Raw genomic sequence first — 20,674 nt, forward strand, 5'->3', positions numbered from 1 at the left:
ATGTAAACTGCTGAAAATTTCGATAAGTATAAAAATATTGTGTTAAAAGGTGAAGCTTGATTTTTAAACGATAAATTTGAGAAGGTGTTTTTTGAATTTTTGATGCTTATCAAATAATAGGGATAAATTGTGTGCTGTTAATGAATGAGAAAGTATTAAATAAAAAAAGCGAGCTTGTGGCTCGCTTTTTTGGTGCGAGCTTGCAAAGGGATAAGCAAGCTCGTCTAGCAAAAGACTTGTTAGTCTTCGTAGCTATCTATTGGCGGGCACTCGCAGATTAGATTACGATCGCCGTAAACATTATCTACTCGACCTACAGGAGGCCAGTATTTACGATCTTTAATCCAAGGTAGAGGATAAGCTGCTTCCTTACGAGAGTAAGCATGCTGCCATTCTTCACCTAGTAGTGCGTCCGCTGTATGAGGAGCGTTAACAAGAGGGTTGTCTTCAAGAGGCCATTCACCTGCTTGAACCTTCTTCATTTCATTGCGTATCTGAATCATAGAGTCACAGAAGCGGTCGATTTCTTCTTGGTTCTCAGACTCAGTCGGCTCTATCATCAAAGTACCTGCAACAGGGAAAGACATAGTCGGCGCGTGGAAACCAAAGTCCATTAAACGCTTAGCAATATCTTCTTCACTGATACCGGACTCTTCTTTAAGAGGACGAATGTCGATAATACATTCGTGAGCAACAGTGTCATTAACACCTGTAAACAAGATTGGGTAATGGTCTTCTAAACGCTTAGCAATATAGTTAGCGTTCAAAATCGCATTGAATGTCGCATCTTTAAGACCACGATCACCCATCATTTTGATGTACATCCAAGTGATAACCAAGATGCTTGCACTACCGTAAGGTGCTGCTGATACTGCGCCATTTTGCTGGTCAGTATTAGAGTTAGCGCCTGCAACAGGGCTAACCGAGTGACCTGGTAGGAAAGGTGCTAGGTGAGATTTAACACCAATAGGACCCATACCTGGACCACCACCACCGTGTGGGATACAGAATGTTTTATGCAGGTTCAAGTGAGATACATCACCACCAAATTGGCCTGGAGGTGCAATACCTAAGACAGCATTCAAGTTAGCGCCATCAATGTAAACTTGGCCACCAAATTTATGAACTGTGTCACATACTTCACGGATATGTTCTTCAAATACACCGTGAGTAGAAGGGTAAGTTGCCATGATGCAGCTTAGGTTATCTTTATGTAACTCGGCTTTAGCCGCTAGATCTTCTAAATCGATGTTACCTTCGTCATCACACTTTACGATGACTACTTTCATACCAGCAAGAGCGGCTGAAGCTGGGTTTGTACCGTGTGCAGAGCTAGGGATCAAACAGATATTTCTGTGACCTTCACCTAGTGACTTGTGGTACTTCTCAATAGCGATTAGACCAGCATATTCACCTTGCGCACCTGAGTTAGGTTGAAGTGATACTGTGTCATAACCAGTTGCTTTTGAAAGCATCGCAATCAATTCGTCAAGTAGTTGGTTATAACCAACTACTTGTGTTTGAGGTGCGAATGGGTGAATACGACCAAACTCAGCCCAAGTAACAGGTAGCATTTCAGATGTCGCATTCAACTTCATAGTACAAGAACCCAGAGGGATCATGCTTTGGTTAAGTGCAATATCTTTAACCTCAAGTTGGTGCATATAACGCATCAACTCAGTTTCACTGTGGTGGCTGTTAAATACAGGGTGAGACAGGATTGCATCAGTACGAAGCATGCCTTCATCGATACCCAAATCTGTACTTGAGTCAGCTAGAGAACCTTCAGTTAATTCAACACCGAAGCACTCTGCTAGATCAACTAGGTCTGTTAAAGACGTCGTTTCGTTAACAGATAGCGACAAGCTGCTATCAGAAGCACGCCATAAGTTGATAAGCTTGTTTTGAGCTGCAAGGAAAATAGCATCTGTTTTACTGCCAGTTTCAACAACTAAAGTATCAAAATGTGAGCTGTTTGTTGTAAAACCATTTTGGTTTAGTGTTTTTGCAAAAGAGTGTGTCAAACTAGCAACGCGTGTTGCAATTTGACGTAAACCAACAGGGCCGTGATAAACAGCGTAGAAGCTTGCCATCATAGCGAGTAATGCTTGAGCAGTACAAATGTTGGATGTCGCTTTCTCGCGGCGAATGTGTTGCTCGCGAGTTTGCATAGCCATACGCAAAGCTTTGTTACCATGGCTATCAATAGATACTCCGATAACACGGCCAGGCATTGAGCGTTTGAATTTATCTTTAGTTGCAAGGTATGCGGCGTGAGGACCACCAAAGCCCATAGGAACGCCGAAACGTTGTGCACAACCGATAACAATATCAGCACCTAGTTCACCAGGTGATTTAAGTAGTACTAGAGACAATAGGTCAACAGCAACACTTACAAGTGCTTTTTGTTCGTGACACGCTTTGATTAGAGTAGAGATGTCTGATACTTCGCCATCTTTACCTGGGTACTGGAAAATAGCACCAAAGATGTCGTGGTTTGATACGTTTTCAGGCGCATCAACAACGAAGTCGATTTCTAATAAGTCGGCACGTGTTTTAATTACATCAATGGTTTGTGGCAATAGGTTGTCAGCTACAAACAATAGGTTTGACTTTTTACGATTAGATCTAAGCATTAAGGTCATGGCTTCTGCAGCTGCAGTCGCTTCATCTAACAAAGACGCGTTAGAGATTTCCATGCCAGTTAGATCAATAATCATTTGTTGGAAGTTAAGTAGAGCTTCCAAACGACCTTGAGAAATCTCAGGCTGATAAGGTGTATATGCAGTGTACCAACCTGGGTTTTCTAGTAGATTTCTAAGAATTGGAGCAGGTACAAATGTATCGTGATATCCCATGCCAATAAAAGAACGTGCAATCTTATTTTTAGATGCGATAGCTTTTAGTTCATTGAGGGCATTGGCTTCAGAAACAGGCTGTTGGCTCATATCAAGATTCGATAAACGAATAGCTTGAGGGATGGTTTTTTCGATTAGGTGTTCCAAGCTGTCCACGCCGATGGTGTTCAGCATGTTCTCTTGTTCGACTTTGTCTGGGCCAATATGGCGCGCAATAAACTCGTCATTACCTAATAAATCGCGGATGCACGATGTCATGGCACTGATACCTTTGTAAATTAAAAGAGTGGGCGCCCTGCTCAATAGAGCAGGGAGTGTACAACTGAGAGATCTTACGAAATCAGTAGGACGTCAGTTTGGACTAAGCGATAGCTGCTTCGTATCCAGCTGCATCTAGCAAGTTAGCTAGTTCAGATGCATCAGATAGTTTGATTTTTGCAATCCAAGCGCCGCCAAAAGGCTCGTCATTGATTAGCTCTGGAGTGTCGTCAAGGTCTTCGTTTACTTCAACAACTTCACCAGATATTGGAGCATAGATGTCAGAGGCTGCTTTTACAGATTCAATCAAAGAGAATTGTTCTGTCGCAGTAACTTGTGCGCCAATTTCAGGTAGTTCTACATAAACTACATCACCTAAAAGGTCTTGAGCGTGTTCTGTGATACCTACAGTAACTGTGCCGTCACCATTATCAAGAACCCATTCATGTGATTCAGCGTATTTTAAATTAGCTGGAGTGTTACTCATAATATTGCCTCTTTATATTAGAGCTTGGGGTATTAGCTACCCCAAGCTGATGACCAAAAATTATTGGTTAACGATAAAGTGGGAAGCGCTGGCATAGATCCATTACTTCAGCACGTACGCGTGCTTCCACTTCAGGATTTCCTTCAGGTTTTTCAACTAAACCGTCAAATACATCACTGATTAGGTGACCAATCTTAGTGAATTCTTCAGTGCCAAAACCACGAGTGGTTGCAGCAGGTGTACCTAGACGAACACCAGAAGTCACCATTGGCTTCTCTGTGTCGAAAGGGATACCGTTTTTGTTACAAGTGATACCAGCACGTTCAAGCGCTTTATCTGCTACGTTACCTTTAAGGCCTTTAGGGCGAAGGTCAACAAGCATAAGGTGAGTATCAGTACCGCCAGTCACTACATCACAACCACGTTCGATCATAACAGCAGCAAGTGTTTTTGCGTTTGCAACAACTTGTTTAATATAGTCGGTAAATTCAGGTTGTAGTGCTTCACCAAATGCAACCGCTTTAGCAGCGATAACGTGCATTAGTGGACCACCTTGGTAACCTGGGAATACAGCAGAGTTGATTTTCTTACCGATATCAAGATCGTTAGTAAGAATCATGCCACCACGAGGACCACGAAGTGTTTTGTGTGTAGTCGTAGTAACAATATGTGCATGTGGTAGTGGTGATGGGTGAACACCTGTTGCAACAAGGCCCGCAATGTGAGCCATGTCTACCATTAGGTAAGCACCAACTTTGTCAGCGATTTCACGGAAACGTTTGAAGTCAATTTCACGTGGAATAGCAGAACCACCTGCAATGATAAGCTTAGGCTGGCTTTCTACAGCAATCGCTTCAACTTGATCATAATCAATGTCTAGCGTTTCTTCAGAAACACCATACTGTACTGCATTGAACCACTTTCCTGATTGCGCTGGCGGCGCACCGTGTGTCAAGTGACCACCGGCAGATAGAGACATGCCTAGGATAGTGTCGCCCGGTTGTAGTAGGGCTAACATTACAGCGCCGTTTGCTTGAGCGCCTGAGTGAGGCTGTACGTTTACAAATTCACAACCGAACAATTGTTTTGCACGGTCAATAGCTAGTTGCTCTGTTACATCAACGACTTCACAACCACCGTAGTAGCGACGGTTAGGGTAGCCTTCTGCATACTTATTAGTAAGAACAGAACCTTGTGCTTCCATTACCGCTTTAGAAACAATGTTCTCAGATGCGATAAGCTCGATACCGGTTTCCTGACGAACGAATTCTTCTTTCAATGTTGCCAGAAGTTCTGAATCGCGTTCAGCCAATGATTGGCTGAAAAAAGCTTCGGTGTTGGCCATGTTTAATTTCCTCTTAATTATCAACTGTGCTCAAAATTGCATGATTTGGCGGGCCACATCATACCATCTAGGCAGTCTAATTCGATGAAAAATCATCATGTTTCTATGAGCGTCAATGAATGTTTGCTTAACGTCCTATGCCAATCATCATACGAAAAAAGTTTCTAATAGGAAACATTTTTTTAAAAAAAGTTTATTTCAGCAAGAAATGCTTGTTTCAGGCTAAGATAACTACTGATATATAGAGGCTTTATTGTAAGAGGTACAAGTTTACGATTAGAAAGTTTTACTTGATAAAAGGGTATTTATCGGGTTACCTTGTTTCTTATTGGAAACAAACAACCCAGAGGTAGAGATGAATAAAACAGCATTGTATAACCTTCATTTAGCAGCAGACGCCCGTATGGTAGAGTTTGCAGGCTATGAAATGCCAGTTCAGTATCCATTAGGTGTAAAAAAAGAGCACTTATGGGTACGTGAGAATGCCGGTTTGTTTGATGTATCGCACATGGGGCAAGTTATTTTGTCCGGTGAAGGTATTAAAGCAGGTCTAGAGGCTTTAATGCCTGTTGATGTTGAAGGCTTGGCTGAAGGTACTCAAAGATATGGTCTATTCACAAACGCTGAAGGCGGTATTCAAGATGACTTAATGTTCGCTAACTGGGGTGAGCAAGTATTTGTTGTAGTCAATGCGGCTTGTAAAGAGCAAGACATAGCTCATATGCAAAATGCGTTAGGTGAAGATAAAGTTCAAATCATTGATGATCGCTCGTTATTGGCTATTCAAGGGCCAAAAGCACGTGCTGCAATGGCTCGTTTGGTGCCTGAAGTTGCAGAAATGATCTTCATGCAGAGCTTGAAGTTTGATTGGAATGGAAATGAGTTATGGGTAAGTTGTTCAGGCTACACTGGTGAAGATGGATATGAAGTATCTGTTTCTAATGATGTTGCTGAAGAGTTTGCAAATGCATTATTGGCTCAAGAAGAAGTTGAATGGATTGGTTTGGGCGCACGTGACTCTTTACGACTAGAAGCGGGTCTTTGCCTTTACGGACACGATATTGATACAACAACTACCCCTTCAGAAGCGGCTTTGACTTGGGCTGTACAAAAAGTTCGTCGTGAAGCTGGTGAGCGTGAAGGTGGTTTTGCCGGTGATAGTGTTATCTTGCCACAACTTCCACAGGCTACTAATAAAGTTGAAGTCAGCCGTAAGCGTCTTGGTTTTATTGCACAAGGTAAAGCGCCAGTGCGTGAAGGTGTCGAAGTCGTTGATGCTGATGATAAGGTCGTTGGTGTAGTAACAAGTGGTGGTTTTGCACCTAGCTTATCTGTGCCTATTCTGATGGCGTATGTTTCTACAGATGCTGACCTAGAAAATGTTTTTGCTCTTGTACGTGGTAAAAAGGTTGCTTTAGAAAAAGCAGCAATGCCATTTGTTACAGCGCGTTACTATCGTGGCTAATCAATAGGTTAGTCTTTCTTTAGTGCAAAAGTAGAGGTGGGTGAGCTAACCTGACTCATTCATTCTCTCTCTAAAACACCCGCCTTGTGCGGGTGTTTTAGTTTTGAGTTTGATAAATCTCTACTATTGAACCCTTATTCATTTGTTTCCTTTAACCTTGAGCTTGATTCAGGCTAAAATTCCGCACCCAGTATGAATGATGAATTCGTTTTTAATGCCTAGATACTTCTATGAGTTGCTGTCAGGCTTAGTAAGATAGAGGTTAAGTTTTTTGTTGCAGCCAAAATTTAAAGATATAAAACCTATATGTTCGGTTTCTGTACAGACTATCTTTAATGAAACCTTTCAAGAGGGGTTTAATACCGTGCTTGAAGGTGGTTTTGATGAGCCACTTTATTTGCCAGCTGTATTAAATTGTCCTGCAAAAGTGCTTTTTCGTGATGATTATGTGTCAAGTGCATTGCATGAAATTAGTCATTGGGTTGTGGCTGGTGAATCTCGACGACTACTTGAAGATTACGGCTATTGGTATGAAACGGATGGTCGAGACCTAGCGCAGCAGAAAAAATTTGAGCAGGTGGAAGTGAAGCCTCAATCGATTGAGTTGCTTTTGCATTTTGCAGCAGGGTTAAAGTTTCGTGTCAGTGTTGATAACCTTGCTTTGCCAGATTATGACTCGGCACCATTTGAAATTGCCGTGAAAAAGCAAGTAGAGCGCTTTTTGGATGAGGGCTCAAGAGATGCGCTACCTGTAAGAGCTGTAAGTTTTATTCGATCTCTGTTTAGGTTTAGAGGTGTGGACTTTAAGAATACCGCTGACTTGTATGAACACTTAGCAACAGCTGTGTAATTTTGTTTAGTAATAAAAATTTTATTTCTTTTTAAATATATTGAGAATGACATTGAAGATAGTTGTTGATGAAAATATGCCAAAAGTGGCAGATCTATTTGCTGATATTGCCGAGATCTCTTATGTCAACGGTCGTAACCTGACACAAGCTCAGTTACTTGATGCTGATGCATTATTGGTGAGATCTGTAACTAAGGTTAATGAGAGCCTACTTAAAGACACCCCCGTCAAGTTTGTTGGTACAGCAACCATTGGAGTGGATCATATTGATCAAACTTATCTGAAAGCATCAAATATAGGATTTGCGAGTGCGCCAGGCTGTAATGCTGATGCAGTCTCAGACTATGTGCTTAGTAGCTTAGGGTATTTGTATTTACAAAAAGATGTTGCTTGGTTGGATGCCAAAATTGGCGTAGTTGGTTTTGGAAATGTTGGGCAAAGAGTGCATAAACGCTTGGCAGGTTTAGGGTGTGATCTTTCAGTATATGATCCTTTTCAATGTCAATTAGCGTACTGGCAAGATAAAACTGTTAATTTTGTTGATATCGAGGATATTATGTCCTGCGATATCATATGTTTACATGCACCACTTACAAATGTTGGTGCATATCCAACGCAAAATATGATCTCTAAACCTCTGTTGGATCAGTTAAAACCAAATACGAGTATTATTTCCGCAGGTAGAGGAGGGGTGATAAACGAAGTCGCTTTGATGGAAAAGTATCATCAACTGTCTGGTAAACTAAATCTAATTTTAGATGTGTGGGCTGATGAACCCAATGTAAACCTTGATTTGTTGAGTCTGGCGGATGTTGGTACACCTCATATTGCTGGCTATAGTTTACAAGGGCGTGAAAAGGGGAGTTTGATGGTTTATCAGGCCTTTTGTAAACACTTCAACCTTGTTGCTAAGCATGATGAAACGACAGCGCTCACCCAAGGTGCAATTTCATTTATTGAACCAAATGTTACTTTTAATCGTCATAGTGTTCTAGCAAAGGCGTGTCATGCTATTTATAACCCAGCGGCGGATGATGCTAAAACACGACGTAAATTATCGAAAGGTGATCTTGCTAAAGAGTTTGATTTGTTAAGAAAGCACTATGTAGAAAGAGATGAATTTTCTACCTGTAAGGTAGGCGTTGATTATAATGATTTAATAGCCGCTGGCTTTGAAGCGCATAAGTAATAGGTGGATCTAAAATAATTATGATAATAAGAGGTAGAAATGGCAGACGTTGAACAGGTGAGTTTGGATGAGCTTGAGATCTCACTGGGTGCAAATTTGCAGCTTGAGTTCGTACCGTCTGCTGCAAGATATACTGTTAAAATTATTGGTTATATTCCGCGCCGCTCTTTAATCGTAAGTTGTCCTATGGTTAATGGTAAAAATATCTTGGTTCGTGATAATCAATTAGTAATGGCAAGACTTATGCTTGATACGGCTGTTTGTGCCTTTTCAGCGAAAATTGCAAAAAGCTATCTTGAGCCTGTACCGCATTTGCATTTGAGCTATCCTGAATTTGTAGAGACTTCAGTTGTTCGACAATCAGTTCGTGTTGAAACACGTTTGATATCGGCTGTTGAGCCCGTAAATGATCCAGAATCAATTGGCTTTATAGACTCAGGTTTCTTAGTTGATTTAAGTTTGGGTGGATGTAAGCTGATCTCAAAGAATGATTTTGGTCATGAGGGTAATGTGCTTAACCTAGCATTGAACTTAAATGTTGCTGGATTTAACCAGGTTCTTAAAATCAAATGCGAAATCCGTACGCAAGAAGTTCAAATGCGCGAACAGGTTGAATCTTCAATGCAGGATAATGCCTTTATTAGTAAGATGGGTGCAGACTTTTTATATGTATATGGCTTTAAGTTTATTGACTTAAGTAAGGAGAAAAAGATTCTGCTTACTGCCTTTATTCTGGAGCGCCGCTTGATGCAAAAAGTATAATCAGACAATTCAATGTTTGGTTGTTTTATGATGATTTCAATTCATTTGCAGACTTGTTTTGTGGGTGGTTTGTTTAAGAGGATTTCATGGCTGAAGTTTTAAAAGTAAGCATGGATGATATTGGTGTGCCATTTGGCTTAAATCTTCAGATTGAGCTGATAGCAACCAAAGAGCGATACAATGTAAAGGTTGTTGGCTGCTTGCCGAATAAAACTTTAATTGTAAGTGCTCCAAGGATTGATGGTAAAAGTATTTGGTTAAGGGAAACCTCAATTATCAAAGCTCGCTTTATGATGGGCACTAAGGTTTGTGCATTCGCTAGCAAGATAGAAAAGGCGTGTAGGGAGCCAGTAGCATATCTTCATCTAGTCTATCCGGATGTTGTAGAAGCTTCGACAGTTAGAAGTGCAGCAAGGCTTGATACCAACTTGATAACCTCTGTTGAGCCTATTGCTGAAGGGGGTGTGTTAGATAAGAAGGTCGCAGCTAAGCTTATTAATTTAAGTGTAGGTGGTGGGCGATTTACGTCGAAACATGACCTTGGGGTTATAGGGGATACTTGTCGTGTTGCCCTGCACCTTAATGTTGAGGGCTATGATGAGGTGTTTAAAGTGGATTGTGAGTTATGTTATCGGGAAGAGAGTGTCATGGAGACGCCAGAGCATGACGACGTTCCCGCTAAATCTGTGGTTATGTATACCTTTGGCGTAAAGTTTGTCGACTTAAGCAAAGAGCAAATACTATTAATAACCGCTTATATTTATCGTTCTCTTTATGAGCAAGGTAAAGTGATTTAAGCGTTTATCTTATAAAGAAAAAGACCGCACCCAGGGTTGGGTGCGGTCTTTTTTATTTGCGAATGCGGTCTAAAAAGTTAGCGAAACGCTCCATGGCGGGAAGAAGCTCTTCTATATGAGGGAGAAATACAATTCTCACATAATCGGGCGTTGGCCAATTAAAACCTGTTCCATGAACTAAAAGTACTTTCTCCTGCTGGAGGAAATCCATCACCAAGTCCACATCGTTTTTAATGTCATAATAGTTTGGGTCTAATTGAGGGAAAAGGTAGAGCGCGCCTTTTGGTTTAAAGCAATTTACTCCTTTAATACTATCAAGCACTTCCCACGCTATTTTTCGTTGTTCGTATAACCTACCACCTGGTTGGGTTAACTCATTAATGCTTTGATAACCGCCAAGTGCTGTTTGAACGGCGTGCTGGGCTGGTACGTTAGCGCAAAGTCGCATTGATGCCAGCATATCTAGACCTTCTATATAATCCTTGGCTAGATTCTTAGGGCCTGTTAGAACCATCCAGCCAGAGCGAAAACCTGCGGTTCGGTAAACTTTAGATAGTCCGCCAAATGTGATGCAGAGTACGTCATCTTTAGTTAGCGTTGCACTTGGTATGTGCTGGGCTTCGTCATAAAGAATGCCATCATAAATTTCATCAGAAAAGATGATGAGGTTATGTTCCTTGGCTATCTGTATAAGCGACTCAAGTGTGCTTTTGTCATATACAGCACCTGTTGGGTTATTAGGGTTGATAATAACCAACGCTTTAGTTTTATTAGATATTTTCGATTTGATGTCATTGATATCAGGCTGCCATTCATTATCAGGGTCACAACGATAATGCTTAACATAACCGCCAGAAAGAGTGGCTGCAGCTGTCCAAAGAGGGTAGTCGGGTGCTGGGATTAGTATTTCGTCACCATCGTTGAGTAGCGCTTGCATGCACATCACAATAAGTTCGCTGACGCCATTCCCCATCCAGATGTCATTGACATCAATAGAGCGTATGCCCATGGCTTGATACTTTTGCATAACTGCTTTACGGGCAGAGTAAAGGCCTTTAGATTCACAGTAGCCTTGTGCGGTTGGTAAGTTATGAATGACATCGACAAGTATCTCGTCTGGCGCTTCAAAACCAAAGGGTGCTGGGTTACCAATATTTAGTTTTAAAATTCTGTGACCTTCATCCTCCATTCTCATGGCTTCTTTTAGCACTGGCCCTCTGATTTCATAGCATATATTTGCAAGTTTGTTTGATTTTCTAATTTGCACATCTAATCCTTGTTATCTTGGTGTCTGCTTTTAAGCGCGCCTAAATTTTTTGTGTTCTAGTTTTTTAAGTTTAGTCAAAATGCTTTTAAGGCTAATCTTGTAACAATAAACGTATATTTGAATCATTAAGAAGTCGTGTCACAGTTTTGCCAGCAACGTCGTTTAACCTTTTTTCTATTTCTGCTTGGCTAGGTAAGGTAGCAAACTCATCAACGACTTCTGAACTATAGTTTGCCTTATAATTCTTTTTGGCTGTTTTTAGGTCGGCCTTTAGGGTGAAGTTAATAGTGGCGATGGTTTTTAGTCCTTTGGTCTCAGTGGTATAGGTTAACTGAGTAATAGTGGCAGCTAAATGAGATGCTGGCTCTTTTCCTTTAACTAAGTTGAATCCAAGTGACTCTAAACCTTGGATAACTTTAACTTTTACACCTTCTTCTAATTTATTACTTACGTAAATGTCTGCATGTTCATTAATAGCTGTGTCTATGCTGCCTATTTTTTCAGCAATCAAGCTGTTTGTGCTTACTTGAATTTGATGCGTGTTAGAAAGTAGGGCAGTTTGCAAAGTGAGGGTAGGTTCAATTGCAACTTTATGGGTTGTATTGGCGCAAGCTGTAAGAAATCCTGCGAACGCAATAAGCATAAGGGGTTTGAGTGACATCTAGGACTCCATTTTGATCGATCTATTTGATTAAATTAGCCTTTTCGGAAAATACTTTAACAGAAATTTTAAAAAACTGTTGATTTTCAGGCTGGTAACAGTAATATACGCCCCCGCTGACACGGCAACACAAACAAGCATGTCCCATTCGTCTAGAGGTCTAGGACACCGCCCTTTCACGGCGGTAACAGGGGTTCGAACCCCCTATGGGACGCCATTAAATGGCAGCTTGAATGTTTGTAGTGAAGCAAGTTGATTGCGGGAATAGCTCAGTGGTAGAGCACAACCTTGCCAAGGTTGGGGTCGCGAGTTCGAGCCTCGTTTCCCGCTCCATTAACTATCAAGGTTTGTTAGTTAAAATCAACAGTGTTGTCCCATTCGTCTAGAGGTCTAGGACACCGCCCTTTCACGGCGGTAACAGGGGTTCGAACCCCCTATGGGACGCCAAGTATTTATGAGTGTAAACCGAGCTTTGCATTCTACAAAGAGTTAGTTCGTTCTCTATTGGATGATAGAGAAGAGCAGAAAGAATTGTCCCATTCGTCTAGAGGTCTAGGACACCGCCCTTTCACGGCGGTAACAGGGGTTCGAACCCCCTATGGGACGCCAATTTACTTAACTTAAAAGTTAGTAAAATAGTTTATGAAGTGCGGGAATAGCTCAGTGGTAGAGCACAACCTTGCCAAGGTTGGGGTCGCGAGTTCGAGCCTCGTTTCCCGCTCCATGAACAGCTGAATGAAAGTTTCAGTAGGGCAGAGATGTCCAATGCACTATGTGTCCCATTCGTCTAGAGGTCTAGGACACCGCCCTTTCACGGCGGTAACAGGGGTTCGAACCCCCTATGGGACGCCATTTAATAAGCTTGCTTGTTGAATGTTTAAAATGCGGGAATAGCTCAGTGGTAGAGCACAACCTTGCCAAGGTTGGGGTCGCGAGTTCGAGCCTCGTTTCCCGCTCCATTTGAAGGTGTATAAAATTTGTTGTGTCCCATTCGTCTAGAGGTCTAGGACACCGCCCTTTCACGGCGGTAACAGGGGTTCGAACCCCCTATGGGACGCCATTTAATAGGCTCGCTTATTGAATGATTTAAAAATGCGGGAATAGCTCAGTGGTAGAGCACAACCTTGCCAAGGTTGGGGTCGCGAGTTCGAGCCTCGTTTCCCGCTCCATTTAAGTGACAAAGAGTTGAAATAGGGTATAATGCCCGAGAAAATTATGTGTCCCATTCGTCTAGAGGTCTAGGACACCGCCCTTTCACGGCGGTAACAGGGGTTCGAACCCCCTATGGGACGCCATTAACTTAAACGGTAATAAGTTAATGGTGTTACACATAATATTGATGCCGATTGCTGTCCCATTCGTCTAGAGGTCTAGGACACCGCCCTTTCACGGCGGTAACAGGGGTTCGAACCCCCTATGGGACGCCACTTAATAAGTGTGTAACTTATTACAATGTTTTGCGGGAATAGCTCAGTGGTAGAGCACAACCTTGCCAAGGTTGGGGTCGCGAGTTCGAGCCTCGTTTCCCGCTCCATTATTCGAAAGAATAAAAGTACGTCCCATTCGTCTAGAGGTCTAGGACACCGCCCTTTCACGGCGGTAACAGGGGTTCGAACCCCCTATGGGACGCCATTCTTTGTTTGCATATTCATGCACATTTCTATGTAATACCTAGCTCATTAAATTTATCTTCTAAGTAAGCAATAATTAAATTTGCTCTAAGTGGGAAGCTATGACTTGGTTTATCAATTTTGTCGAATCTGATTCTATTGCTGTAACAGATAGAGGCTTTTCCTATGGTGACGGCTTATTTGAAACGCTTTTGCTTAAAGATGGAAAAATCTTAACACCTCATTTTCATCAAGAACGTCTATTGAGAGGCTGTCAACGCCTTGCTATTCCGTATAGTTTACATCAGCTTCAATATGCTTTTGATTTTGCCGAACTGCGTGCGCCTTCGCAAAGTTTGGTCTGCGTTAAGCTAATTATAAGTCGTGGTTCTGGTGGGCGAGGTTATATGCCGCCAGTTGAGCCTAATTTAACGACGGTTATTGGTATATTGCCAGCCCCCGACTATAAGCCTTTAGCGCTAAAAGGTGTCAATATAGCGGTTTCTGATGTCAAATCTTCAATGAACTCTTCATTGTCTGGGCTTAAACATTTAAATCGGTTAGAAAATGTACTCGCGAAGCAGAATTTAGCGCAATTGAACCTAAATGCAGAGGATATTTTTGAAGCGGTTTTGTTAGATGATAACGGATACATTGTTGAGTGTATTCAAAGCAATATTTTTTGGTTTAAAAATGAGACGTTATTTACACCGATTTTAAATAAAAGTGGCGTGCAGGGTACTTTGCGAGCCAGTATTTTCTCGTTAGCAAGCTATCAAATAAATGTTGGTAGTTTTACCTTAGCCGAATTGTTGGATGCAGATGAAGTTTTTATTTGCAACAGTCTCATGTCAATTGTTCCTGTATGTTCAATCAAGACAAGTACTGAAACTGTTTTTTTTGAAAAGTGTAAAAATATAAAACGGCTTCAAGCGCTGTTGATACATAATTAAATTTTTGAAGGATTACTTGCTAGATGTTTACCTGGTTTTGGCGTACCGCTTTGTTGTTTGTGACTTTATCTGCAATTTTAGCCGCTGTGGTTTATACAAATCTCACTAAACCTATGCAATTACAAGAGCCGGAAAGTTTTGTTGTTGCAACTGGCGCAACAGGTCAAAAAATAGGTCAACAATTAGCGGATAGAGGATGGGTAGTTAACCCTCTGCTTGTTAGGGTTGCTTTTAAGCTTAATCCACAATGGGTGCCAAAGGTTGGTAAGTATCAAGTTGAGCCTGGTATGACACTTCTTACTGCCTTAGCATTATTTGATTCAGGCAAGGCGATTCAATATCAGGTTACCTTAGTTGAAGGAAAAACAACGCAAGATTACGTTCAAGCTATGTCTAAGAAAGGTAATATTAAGATGACACTGGAAGGCTTATCTAATCTTGAAATAGCGAATATGCTTTCTTTAAATGTTAAGCACGCTGAAGGTCAGTTTTTTGCTAATACTTACACTTATTCTGAGGGGGATACAGATGCCTCTATTTTGTTGCAGGCCAATAAGAAGCTGAAACAGGTTCTTGATAAATATTGGACAGAACATGATAAGAAATTGCCCTATAAAAATGCACAAGAATCTTTGATAATGGCTTCTATTGTTGAAAAGGAAACGGGTGCTAAAGAAGAGAGGGCGCGGATTGCTGGCGTTTTTGTAAATCGATTAAATCGTAAAATGAGATTACAAACTGACCCGACGGTTATTTATGGTATGGGCGATAGCTACGATGGAAATATTCGTCGCAAACATTTAAAGCAAAATACCCCTTATAATACTTACCGAATTTATGGGCTGCCTCCGACTCCTATTGCGAATGTAGGAGAGGAAGCGATTAAAGCGGCGCTTAATCCTGAAGTGACTAAGGCTTTATATTTTGTCGCTAAAGGTGATGGTACACATACCTTTTCAAATACGTTAAAGCAGCATAATGCCGCTGTTGCCAAATACCAGCGTTTTCAACGACGCAAAGATTATCAGTCAAAACCTAGCCAAGGTAATTAGTGGCAGGTTAATCGATATTAAGATTACAAGAAGGTGAGATGAGAAAAGGTAAGTTTATAACCCTCGAAGGCGGGGAAGGAAGTGGAAAATCAACGTGTATAGATTTTATTAAAACTTGGCTTGATGAAAATAATATTGAGTACATTGTTACTCGTGAGCCTGGTGGTACCCCTTTAGCAGAAGAGATTCGTAGTTTAATCCTTTCTCATCGAGAGGAAACTGTGCACGATGAGACAGAGCTACTATTAATGTTTGCGGCAAGAAGCCAGCATATTAATGAAAAGATCAAACCTGCTATTGAAGCAGGAAAGTGGGTTATTTCTGATCGTTTTGTTGATTCATCTTATGTCTATCAAGGTGCTGCGAGAGGTGGTGATCTTGCAAAAATCGATCAGTTAGCAGCATGGGTTTTACAAAACTGTAAGCCCGATAGGACCTTGTTATTTGATGTGCCTGTAGAAATAGGCCTAAGTCGTGTTGTTAAGCGAGCTCAGTCCGATCGTCTTGATGACGAACCTATTGCTTTTCACCAAATGGTGAGAGAAGCATTTCTACAAAGGCTAAAAACAAATGATCATTATTACTTGATTGACGCTGCACAATCTATTGAGCAAGTGAATCAAGATGTTAAAGCACAGCTTGAGCAGTTAAAGGCTTCATTTTGAATGATTTAGCTACTGCAAGTTTGCCTGCCTGGTTGCTATCGAGTAAGCAAGAAATTGGTGAGTTGAAGTCTAAACAAGCCTTATCGCATGCCTTGTTGTTGATGGGTAAAGATGGTGGTGGTCAGCATGTACTTGCTAGTCAACTTGCCTTTGATCTTTTATGCGATCAAAAACACTTAACCAAAGCTTGTGGTGAGTGTCATTCATGTCGATTGAATCAATCAGCTACTCATCCAGACTATCATTTCTTAGACGGATGCGATGGTGTGATTAAAGTGGATGATATTCGTAAAATTATTGCGAAAGTTGCGACCAGCCCTCAAGTGAGTCATGCTAAAGTTGTGATTTTAGCACAAGCATCAAGCATGAATATCAATGCAGCTAACGCTGTGCTTAAAGCCTTGGAAGAGCCGCCCGCTGGCACTTTCTTTATTTTGACTGCGGATGCTACAAGTCAATTAATTGCAACGGTTAGATCTAGATGTTTGCTTATTAATCTTCCTGAACCGAGTAATGAGCAAAGTGATAATTGGCTTGAAACACTTGAGTTAGAAGACGATGTAACTGCAATTCGCTGGGTAACTCAGCAGCCATTTACTTTGTTTCAATTAGCAAAATCTGGCAAGAGCTTACTCTATAAAGATATTCCAAATAACTTAGCGCAATACCTTAAAGGTGAGATGAGCGCTGATCTTGTGTTAAGTAAATTGGATGCTAAAAATAGTGCTGACTTTCTCACTGCATTTTCCGCTTTATTTCATCAATGCATTTGCTATTCAACAGGTGCTCAGGTACCAAATCAAGATCAAATACAAGCTTGTATGGATGCATTGCTTGGTCGTTTAGGTATTCATAAATTGATGGATTGCTTTGCGCGTTTGCAAAGCTTAAATGATAAAACGCATAAAACAAATTTAAACCTTCAGATACAACTTAAATCTGAGCTTATTTATTGGCTTTCTTAATTATGTTAATCGATACCCACTGTCACTTAGATAAACTTGATTTATCGCCTTACAATAATGATTTGAAACTTGCATTAGACTCTGCCTGTGAGACCGGTGTTAAGCAAATAATGAGTATATGTGTCGACTTAAGTGAAGTTGACCAAATATTGTCCTACACAGAATATGCTGGTGTTTATGCAAGTGTTGGTGTTCATCCTTTGCATGCAGGAGGTTTGATTACTCAAATTGACGAATTAATTAAGCTTTTATCTCATGAGAAAGTTGTTGCTGTTGGTGAGACGGGGTTAGATTTTTATTATGAAAAATCTAAAGCTTTACACGATAAGCAGGTAACTAGTTTTGCTTTACATTTAGAGGCTGCAAAAGAAACAAGCCTACCTGTTGTTATTCACACCCGTGATGCTAGAGAAGAAACAATGAGTTTAATTCGTCAGCATGGCAATATTGATGTTGGTGGTGTTCTACATTGTTTTACTGAGTCATATGAGATGGCTGCAGCAGCATTAGATGAGAACTATTTAATATCTATTTCTGGTATCGCGACCTTTAAAACGGCAAATGAACTTAGGGATGTGATTAAGAAGCTACCATTAAGTTCTTTATTGGTTGAGACTGATTCCCCTTATTTGGCGCCAGTACCTCATCGAGGTAAGAAAAATGAGCCTAAATATGTCGCTCAGGTGGCTCAGCTTGTTGCTGATGTAAAAGGTCTGCGTTATGAGGCTGTGCTTGAGCAGACTGCTGAAAACTTTCATCAAAAGTTTAATAAGGTTCAGCCCAGTAATCAGCTCATATTGAATCAGGATTAGTCATTCTTTTTCACTCAAATTCTAGCCTCATTCAATTCACTATTTTAAATTTTCTTTACCGAATTGATTGATTTAAAAACAAAAAATACAAATTTAAATGGACTTTTCGCTCGCTGTTTTAAAAAAGAATGATAGTCTTTAGGTATAACGCCAGCGTATGAACTCGTTGGTGAGCGATATGTTTGTTGTTATTAGGAAGGTGTTTCATGTCCAAAATAGTCAGTCCACTACCTCTTTCGTCTCTGAGCGCTAAAGTGCCAGATGATCATTTATCTTTTTCTAGTTTAAAGGAGTTGGATGCGTTAAGTGGTATTTTGGGTCAAGAGCGAGCCATAGAAGCAATACAGTTTGGTGTGGCTATGCGTAGACCTGGTTACAACGTTTATGCAATGGGTGAGTCTGGTACAGGGCGCTCATCATATGTATCGAACTACCTCAAGAGCGAAGCTAAAAGACAAGCTGCGCCAAATGAATGGACTTATGTAAATAATTTCTCAGATAACAGATCTGCTAAAGCGCTGAGCTTTGACCCTGGTCAGGCTAAAGTTTTTGAGCAAGAGTTGCGTGGCTTTATTGATGGTCTCATGGCAACCTTTCCTGCTGCCTTTGAACATCCTAACTATCAGCAGCAAAAAAGTGCCATTGATAGAGAGTTCAACGAGCTTTACGAAGCTGCATTAACCAAAGTTGAAAGGGCTTCAATGCGCATGGGTGTTGCCATGTTTAGAGATGCAAGCTCCGTTAGTTTTGCGCCTATGCGTGATGGTAAGGCGATGGAGGATACAGAATTTGCATCATTAAGTGATGATGAGCGTGACGCCTTCCAAGAGGGTGTTTCTGAACTTGAGAAGCTGTTAAATGACGAATTGCTTAGTTTGCCTCAATGGAAAAGAACAACTTACGAAAGTATTAGGCTGTTAAATCTTGCGACAGTAGAAGAATCAGTTGAGACACTAATTCAGCCATTATTTGAAATGTACGCTGATAATGATGCTGTAACGGCTTACCTTAAAGCAATGCGTGAAGATTTAGATAAGACCCTTATTGATCAAATGGTAGATGATAAGGCATCCGAGAATCGTGATGAAGTCAGTCGTCGTCAGGTTTATGAAGAGTTATACCTGCCAAATATTGTGGTAACTCATACTCTGGATGGCGGTACGCCGGTTGTCTATGAGGCTCATCCGACTTACCGCAATTTATTTGGACAAGTTGAATATAGTAGTGAACAAGGTCTGCTAATTACCAGTTATAGACTTATTCGATCTGGTAGTTTGCATGCAGCGAATGGCGGGTATTTGATTCTTGATGCCGATAAGCTTATGGCTGATCATTATTTGTGGGAGGCATTAAAGCGTGCGTTAAAATCTAAGACCCTGAAAATTGAGCAGCCATATGCTGATATGGGGCTTATGAATACCACAACGCTTGTTCCTGAAGAAATACCGCTTCAAGTTAAAGTGGTATTGATAGGTTCACGTGAAATCTACTATTTACTGCAGGATTTAGACCCTGATTTTCAGGATATGTTTAGGGTCTTGGTGGATTTTGATGACAGCCTTAAACGTAATGCAGATACTGAATATGCGTTCGCTCGACTATTGAAAGACCGAATTGCAAAAGAAGGTTATGCAGACGTGAGTCGAGATGGTGTAGCAAGCCTGATTGAGTATTCAAGTCGTCTTGCCGAGCATCAAAAGGAGATGGTTGCAAAAATCGGTGATGTATTTGAATTACTTGGTGAGGCAGATTTTGTCCGTGAAATGGCAAGAGATGAAGTTACTGCCTCAGATCACATTAAACGCGCGCTTAAAGCTAAAATGCATAGAACTGGGCGTGTCAGTGAGAAAATCATTGAGGAAATTCTAGAGGGTACTGTTTTATTGGATAGTGAAGGTACGGCTATCGGTAAAATCAATGCGTTAACTGTTATGCAAATTGGCGATAGTAGTTTTGGGGCTCCAGCTAGAATATCAACCACTGTTTACCCTGGAGGTAAAGGGATTGTTGATATTGAAAGAGAATCAAACTTAGGCCAAAACATACACTCAAAAGGTGTTCTGATTTTATCAGGTTATCTTGGTAGTAAATATGCTCAAAAATACCCTCTAGATATTTCTGCTTCAATTGCAATGGAGCAGAGTTATGGTTATGTAGATGGTGATAGTGCTTCTACTGCTGAATTATGTTGTTTGTTATCGGCTATGGTGCAGTTACCATTGCGTCAAGATCTTGCTATCACAGGTTCTTTGAATCAGTACGGAGAAGTGCAAGCTATTGGTGGCGTAAATGAAAAAATTGAAGGCTTCTTTAATGTTTGTAATGCCCGAGGTTTAACTGGTACGCAAGGTGTATTAATACCAAAATCAAATGTTAATAATTTGATGTTAAATGACGATGTTCGTGATGCGGTAGAACAAGGTAAATTCTCGGTATACGCCATAGAAACAGCGGATGAAGCGTTACATATACTTACAGGCATTGAACCAGGCTTGCCAGATGAGGAAGGGATTTATCCTGAAGGGACAATTAATGCCATGGTGATTGATAAGCTAGAGGCCTTGTCAAAACTTGGTGATGATGAGGATGAAGACGAGGAAGATGGCGATAGCAAACAAGACAAAAATAAAGCTAATGAAAAGTTAGATAAAAAATAAAAATCAGGTTAGATTTCAGAT

The 20,674-nt window shown here is 40.9% G+C and carries 16 protein-coding genes and 13 tRNA genes; 24 read left to right on the plus strand and 5 right to left on the minus strand.

The features are described 5' to 3' along the window. Window positions 1-239: 239 nt before the first annotated feature. From gcvP to glyA, 3 genes are all read right to left on the minus strand, one after another. On the minus strand, window positions 240-3,116 hold the full coding sequence (gene gcvP, locus OA91_RS15445) for an aminomethyl-transferring glycine dehydrogenase (protein WP_063339522.1): 2,877 nt from the start codon (window positions 3,114-3,116) through the stop codon (window positions 240-242). A gap of 103 nt (window positions 3,117-3,219) precedes the next feature. Next, window positions 3,220-3,603, minus strand: a complete 384-nt coding sequence (gcvH, locus tag OA91_RS15450; RefSeq protein ID WP_046018031.1) for a glycine cleavage system protein GcvH — start codon at window positions 3,601-3,603, stop codon at window positions 3,220-3,222. Window positions 3,604-3,670: 67 nt separating this feature from the next. Next, window positions 3,671-4,948 (minus strand): serine hydroxymethyltransferase, encoded by a 1,278-nt coding sequence (gene glyA, locus OA91_RS15455; RefSeq protein ID WP_046018030.1) that lies wholly within the window; start codon window positions 4,946-4,948, stop codon window positions 3,671-3,673. Window positions 4,949-5,276: 328 nt separating this feature from the next. On the opposite strand from glyA, the gene gcvT reads away from it, so the two are divergent. From gcvT to OA91_RS15480, 5 genes are all read left to right on the plus strand, one after another. After that, window positions 5,277-6,413 (plus strand): glycine cleavage system aminomethyltransferase GcvT, encoded by a 1,137-nt coding sequence (gene gcvT, locus OA91_RS15460; RefSeq protein WP_269447911.1) that lies wholly within the window; start codon window positions 5,277-5,279, stop codon window positions 6,411-6,413. 271 nt (window positions 6,414-6,684) lie between these two features. Then, window positions 6,685-7,263, plus strand: a complete 579-nt coding sequence (locus OA91_RS15465) for an elongation factor P hydroxylase (protein WP_231870386.1) — start codon at window positions 6,685-6,687, stop codon at window positions 7,261-7,263. A gap of 52 nt (window positions 7,264-7,315) precedes the next feature. Further along, a complete protein-coding gene (locus tag OA91_RS15470; protein ID WP_063339575.1) occupies window positions 7,316-8,452 on the plus strand; it encodes a 4-phosphoerythronate dehydrogenase in 1,137 nt (378 codons plus the stop codon). 39 nt (window positions 8,453-8,491) lie between these two features. Next, the gene (locus OA91_RS15475) at window positions 8,492-9,214 is read left to right on the plus strand and encodes a flagellar brake protein (protein WP_046018028.1); all 723 of its coding nucleotides are present in this window, start codon (window positions 8,492-8,494) and stop codon (window positions 9,212-9,214) included. An 86-nt stretch (window positions 9,215-9,300) separates the two neighbouring features. Continuing rightward, window positions 9,301-10,011: a flagellar brake protein gene (locus OA91_RS15480; protein ID WP_046018027.1), complete on the plus strand. Its 711-nt coding sequence runs from the start codon at window positions 9,301-9,303 to the stop codon at window positions 10,009-10,011. 52 nt (window positions 10,012-10,063) lie between these two features. Here OA91_RS15480 and OA91_RS15485 read toward each other — a convergent pair whose 3' ends face one another. Beyond that, window positions 10,064-11,278 (minus strand): pyridoxal phosphate-dependent aminotransferase, encoded by a 1,215-nt coding sequence (locus OA91_RS15485; RefSeq protein WP_063339520.1) that lies wholly within the window; start codon window positions 11,276-11,278, stop codon window positions 10,064-10,066. A 91-nt stretch (window positions 11,279-11,369) separates the two neighbouring features. Next, window positions 11,370-11,939 carry a YajG family lipoprotein gene (locus OA91_RS15490; protein WP_063339519.1) on the minus strand — a complete coding sequence of 190 codons (570 nt, stop codon included), beginning with the start codon at window positions 11,937-11,939 and terminating at the stop codon, window positions 11,370-11,372. Between the two features lie 141 nt (window positions 11,940-12,080). Here OA91_RS15490 and OA91_RS15495 point away from each other — a divergent pair. From OA91_RS15495 to OA91_RS15585, 19 genes are all read left to right on the plus strand, one after another. After that, window positions 12,081-12,156, plus strand: a tRNA-Glu gene (locus OA91_RS15495). 41 nt (window positions 12,157-12,197) lie between these two features. Further along, window positions 12,198-12,272 (plus strand) — tRNA-Gly (locus tag OA91_RS15500). Window positions 12,273-12,310: 38 nt separating this feature from the next. Further along, window positions 12,311-12,386, plus strand: a tRNA-Glu gene (locus OA91_RS15505). Window positions 12,387-12,472: 86 nt separating this feature from the next. Further along, window positions 12,473-12,548, plus strand: a tRNA-Glu gene (locus OA91_RS15510). 40 nt (window positions 12,549-12,588) lie between these two features. Next, window positions 12,589-12,663 (plus strand) — tRNA-Gly (locus OA91_RS15515). A gap of 52 nt (window positions 12,664-12,715) precedes the next feature. After that, window positions 12,716-12,791, plus strand: a tRNA-Glu gene (locus OA91_RS15520). 32 nt (window positions 12,792-12,823) lie between these two features. Further along, window positions 12,824-12,898: transfer RNA gene (locus OA91_RS15525), tRNA-Gly, on the plus strand. A 25-nt stretch (window positions 12,899-12,923) separates the two neighbouring features. Next, window positions 12,924-12,999, plus strand: a tRNA-Glu gene (locus OA91_RS15530). A 34-nt stretch (window positions 13,000-13,033) separates the two neighbouring features. Continuing rightward, window positions 13,034-13,108: transfer RNA gene (locus OA91_RS15535), tRNA-Gly, on the plus strand. A gap of 50 nt (window positions 13,109-13,158) precedes the next feature. Beyond that, window positions 13,159-13,234 (plus strand) — tRNA-Glu (locus OA91_RS15540). A gap of 56 nt (window positions 13,235-13,290) precedes the next feature. After that, a tRNA-Glu gene (locus tag OA91_RS15545) sits at window positions 13,291-13,366 on the plus strand. Window positions 13,367-13,398: 32 nt separating this feature from the next. Beyond that, window positions 13,399-13,473: transfer RNA gene (locus OA91_RS15550), tRNA-Gly, on the plus strand. A gap of 22 nt (window positions 13,474-13,495) precedes the next feature. Then, window positions 13,496-13,571: transfer RNA gene (locus tag OA91_RS15555), tRNA-Glu, on the plus strand. A 100-nt stretch (window positions 13,572-13,671) separates the two neighbouring features. Then, entirely contained in the window at window positions 13,672-14,502 is an 831-nt protein-coding gene (pabC, locus tag OA91_RS15560; protein ID WP_063339518.1) for an aminodeoxychorismate lyase, read from the plus strand. A gap of 23 nt (window positions 14,503-14,525) precedes the next feature. Continuing rightward, on the plus strand, window positions 14,526-15,554 hold the full coding sequence (gene mltG / locus OA91_RS15565) for an endolytic transglycosylase MltG (RefSeq protein ID WP_063339517.1): 1,029 nt from the start codon (window positions 14,526-14,528) through the stop codon (window positions 15,552-15,554). Between the two features lie 38 nt (window positions 15,555-15,592). Then, a complete protein-coding gene (gene tmk / locus OA91_RS15570) occupies window positions 15,593-16,219 on the plus strand; it encodes a dTMP kinase (protein WP_063339516.1) in 627 nt (208 codons plus the stop codon). After that, on the plus strand, window positions 16,216-17,184 hold the full coding sequence (locus tag OA91_RS15575) for a hypothetical protein (protein ID WP_063339515.1): 969 nt from the start codon (window positions 16,216-16,218) through the stop codon (window positions 17,182-17,184). Before tmk ends, OA91_RS15575 begins: the two co-directional genes overlap by 4 nt. A gap of 2 nt (window positions 17,185-17,186) precedes the next feature. After that, entirely contained in the window at window positions 17,187-17,996 is an 810-nt protein-coding gene (locus OA91_RS15580) for a TatD family hydrolase (RefSeq protein WP_063339514.1), read from the plus strand. A 206-nt stretch (window positions 17,997-18,202) separates the two neighbouring features. Next, entirely contained in the window at window positions 18,203-20,653 is a 2,451-nt protein-coding gene (locus OA91_RS15585) for a Lon protease family protein (RefSeq protein ID WP_063339513.1), read from the plus strand. Window positions 20,654-20,674 lie beyond the last annotated feature (21 nt).

The organism is Marinomonas sp. SBI8L, assembly GCF_001624705.1.
Taxonomy (GTDB): Bacteria; Pseudomonadota; Gammaproteobacteria; order Pseudomonadales; family Marinomonadaceae; genus Marinomonas.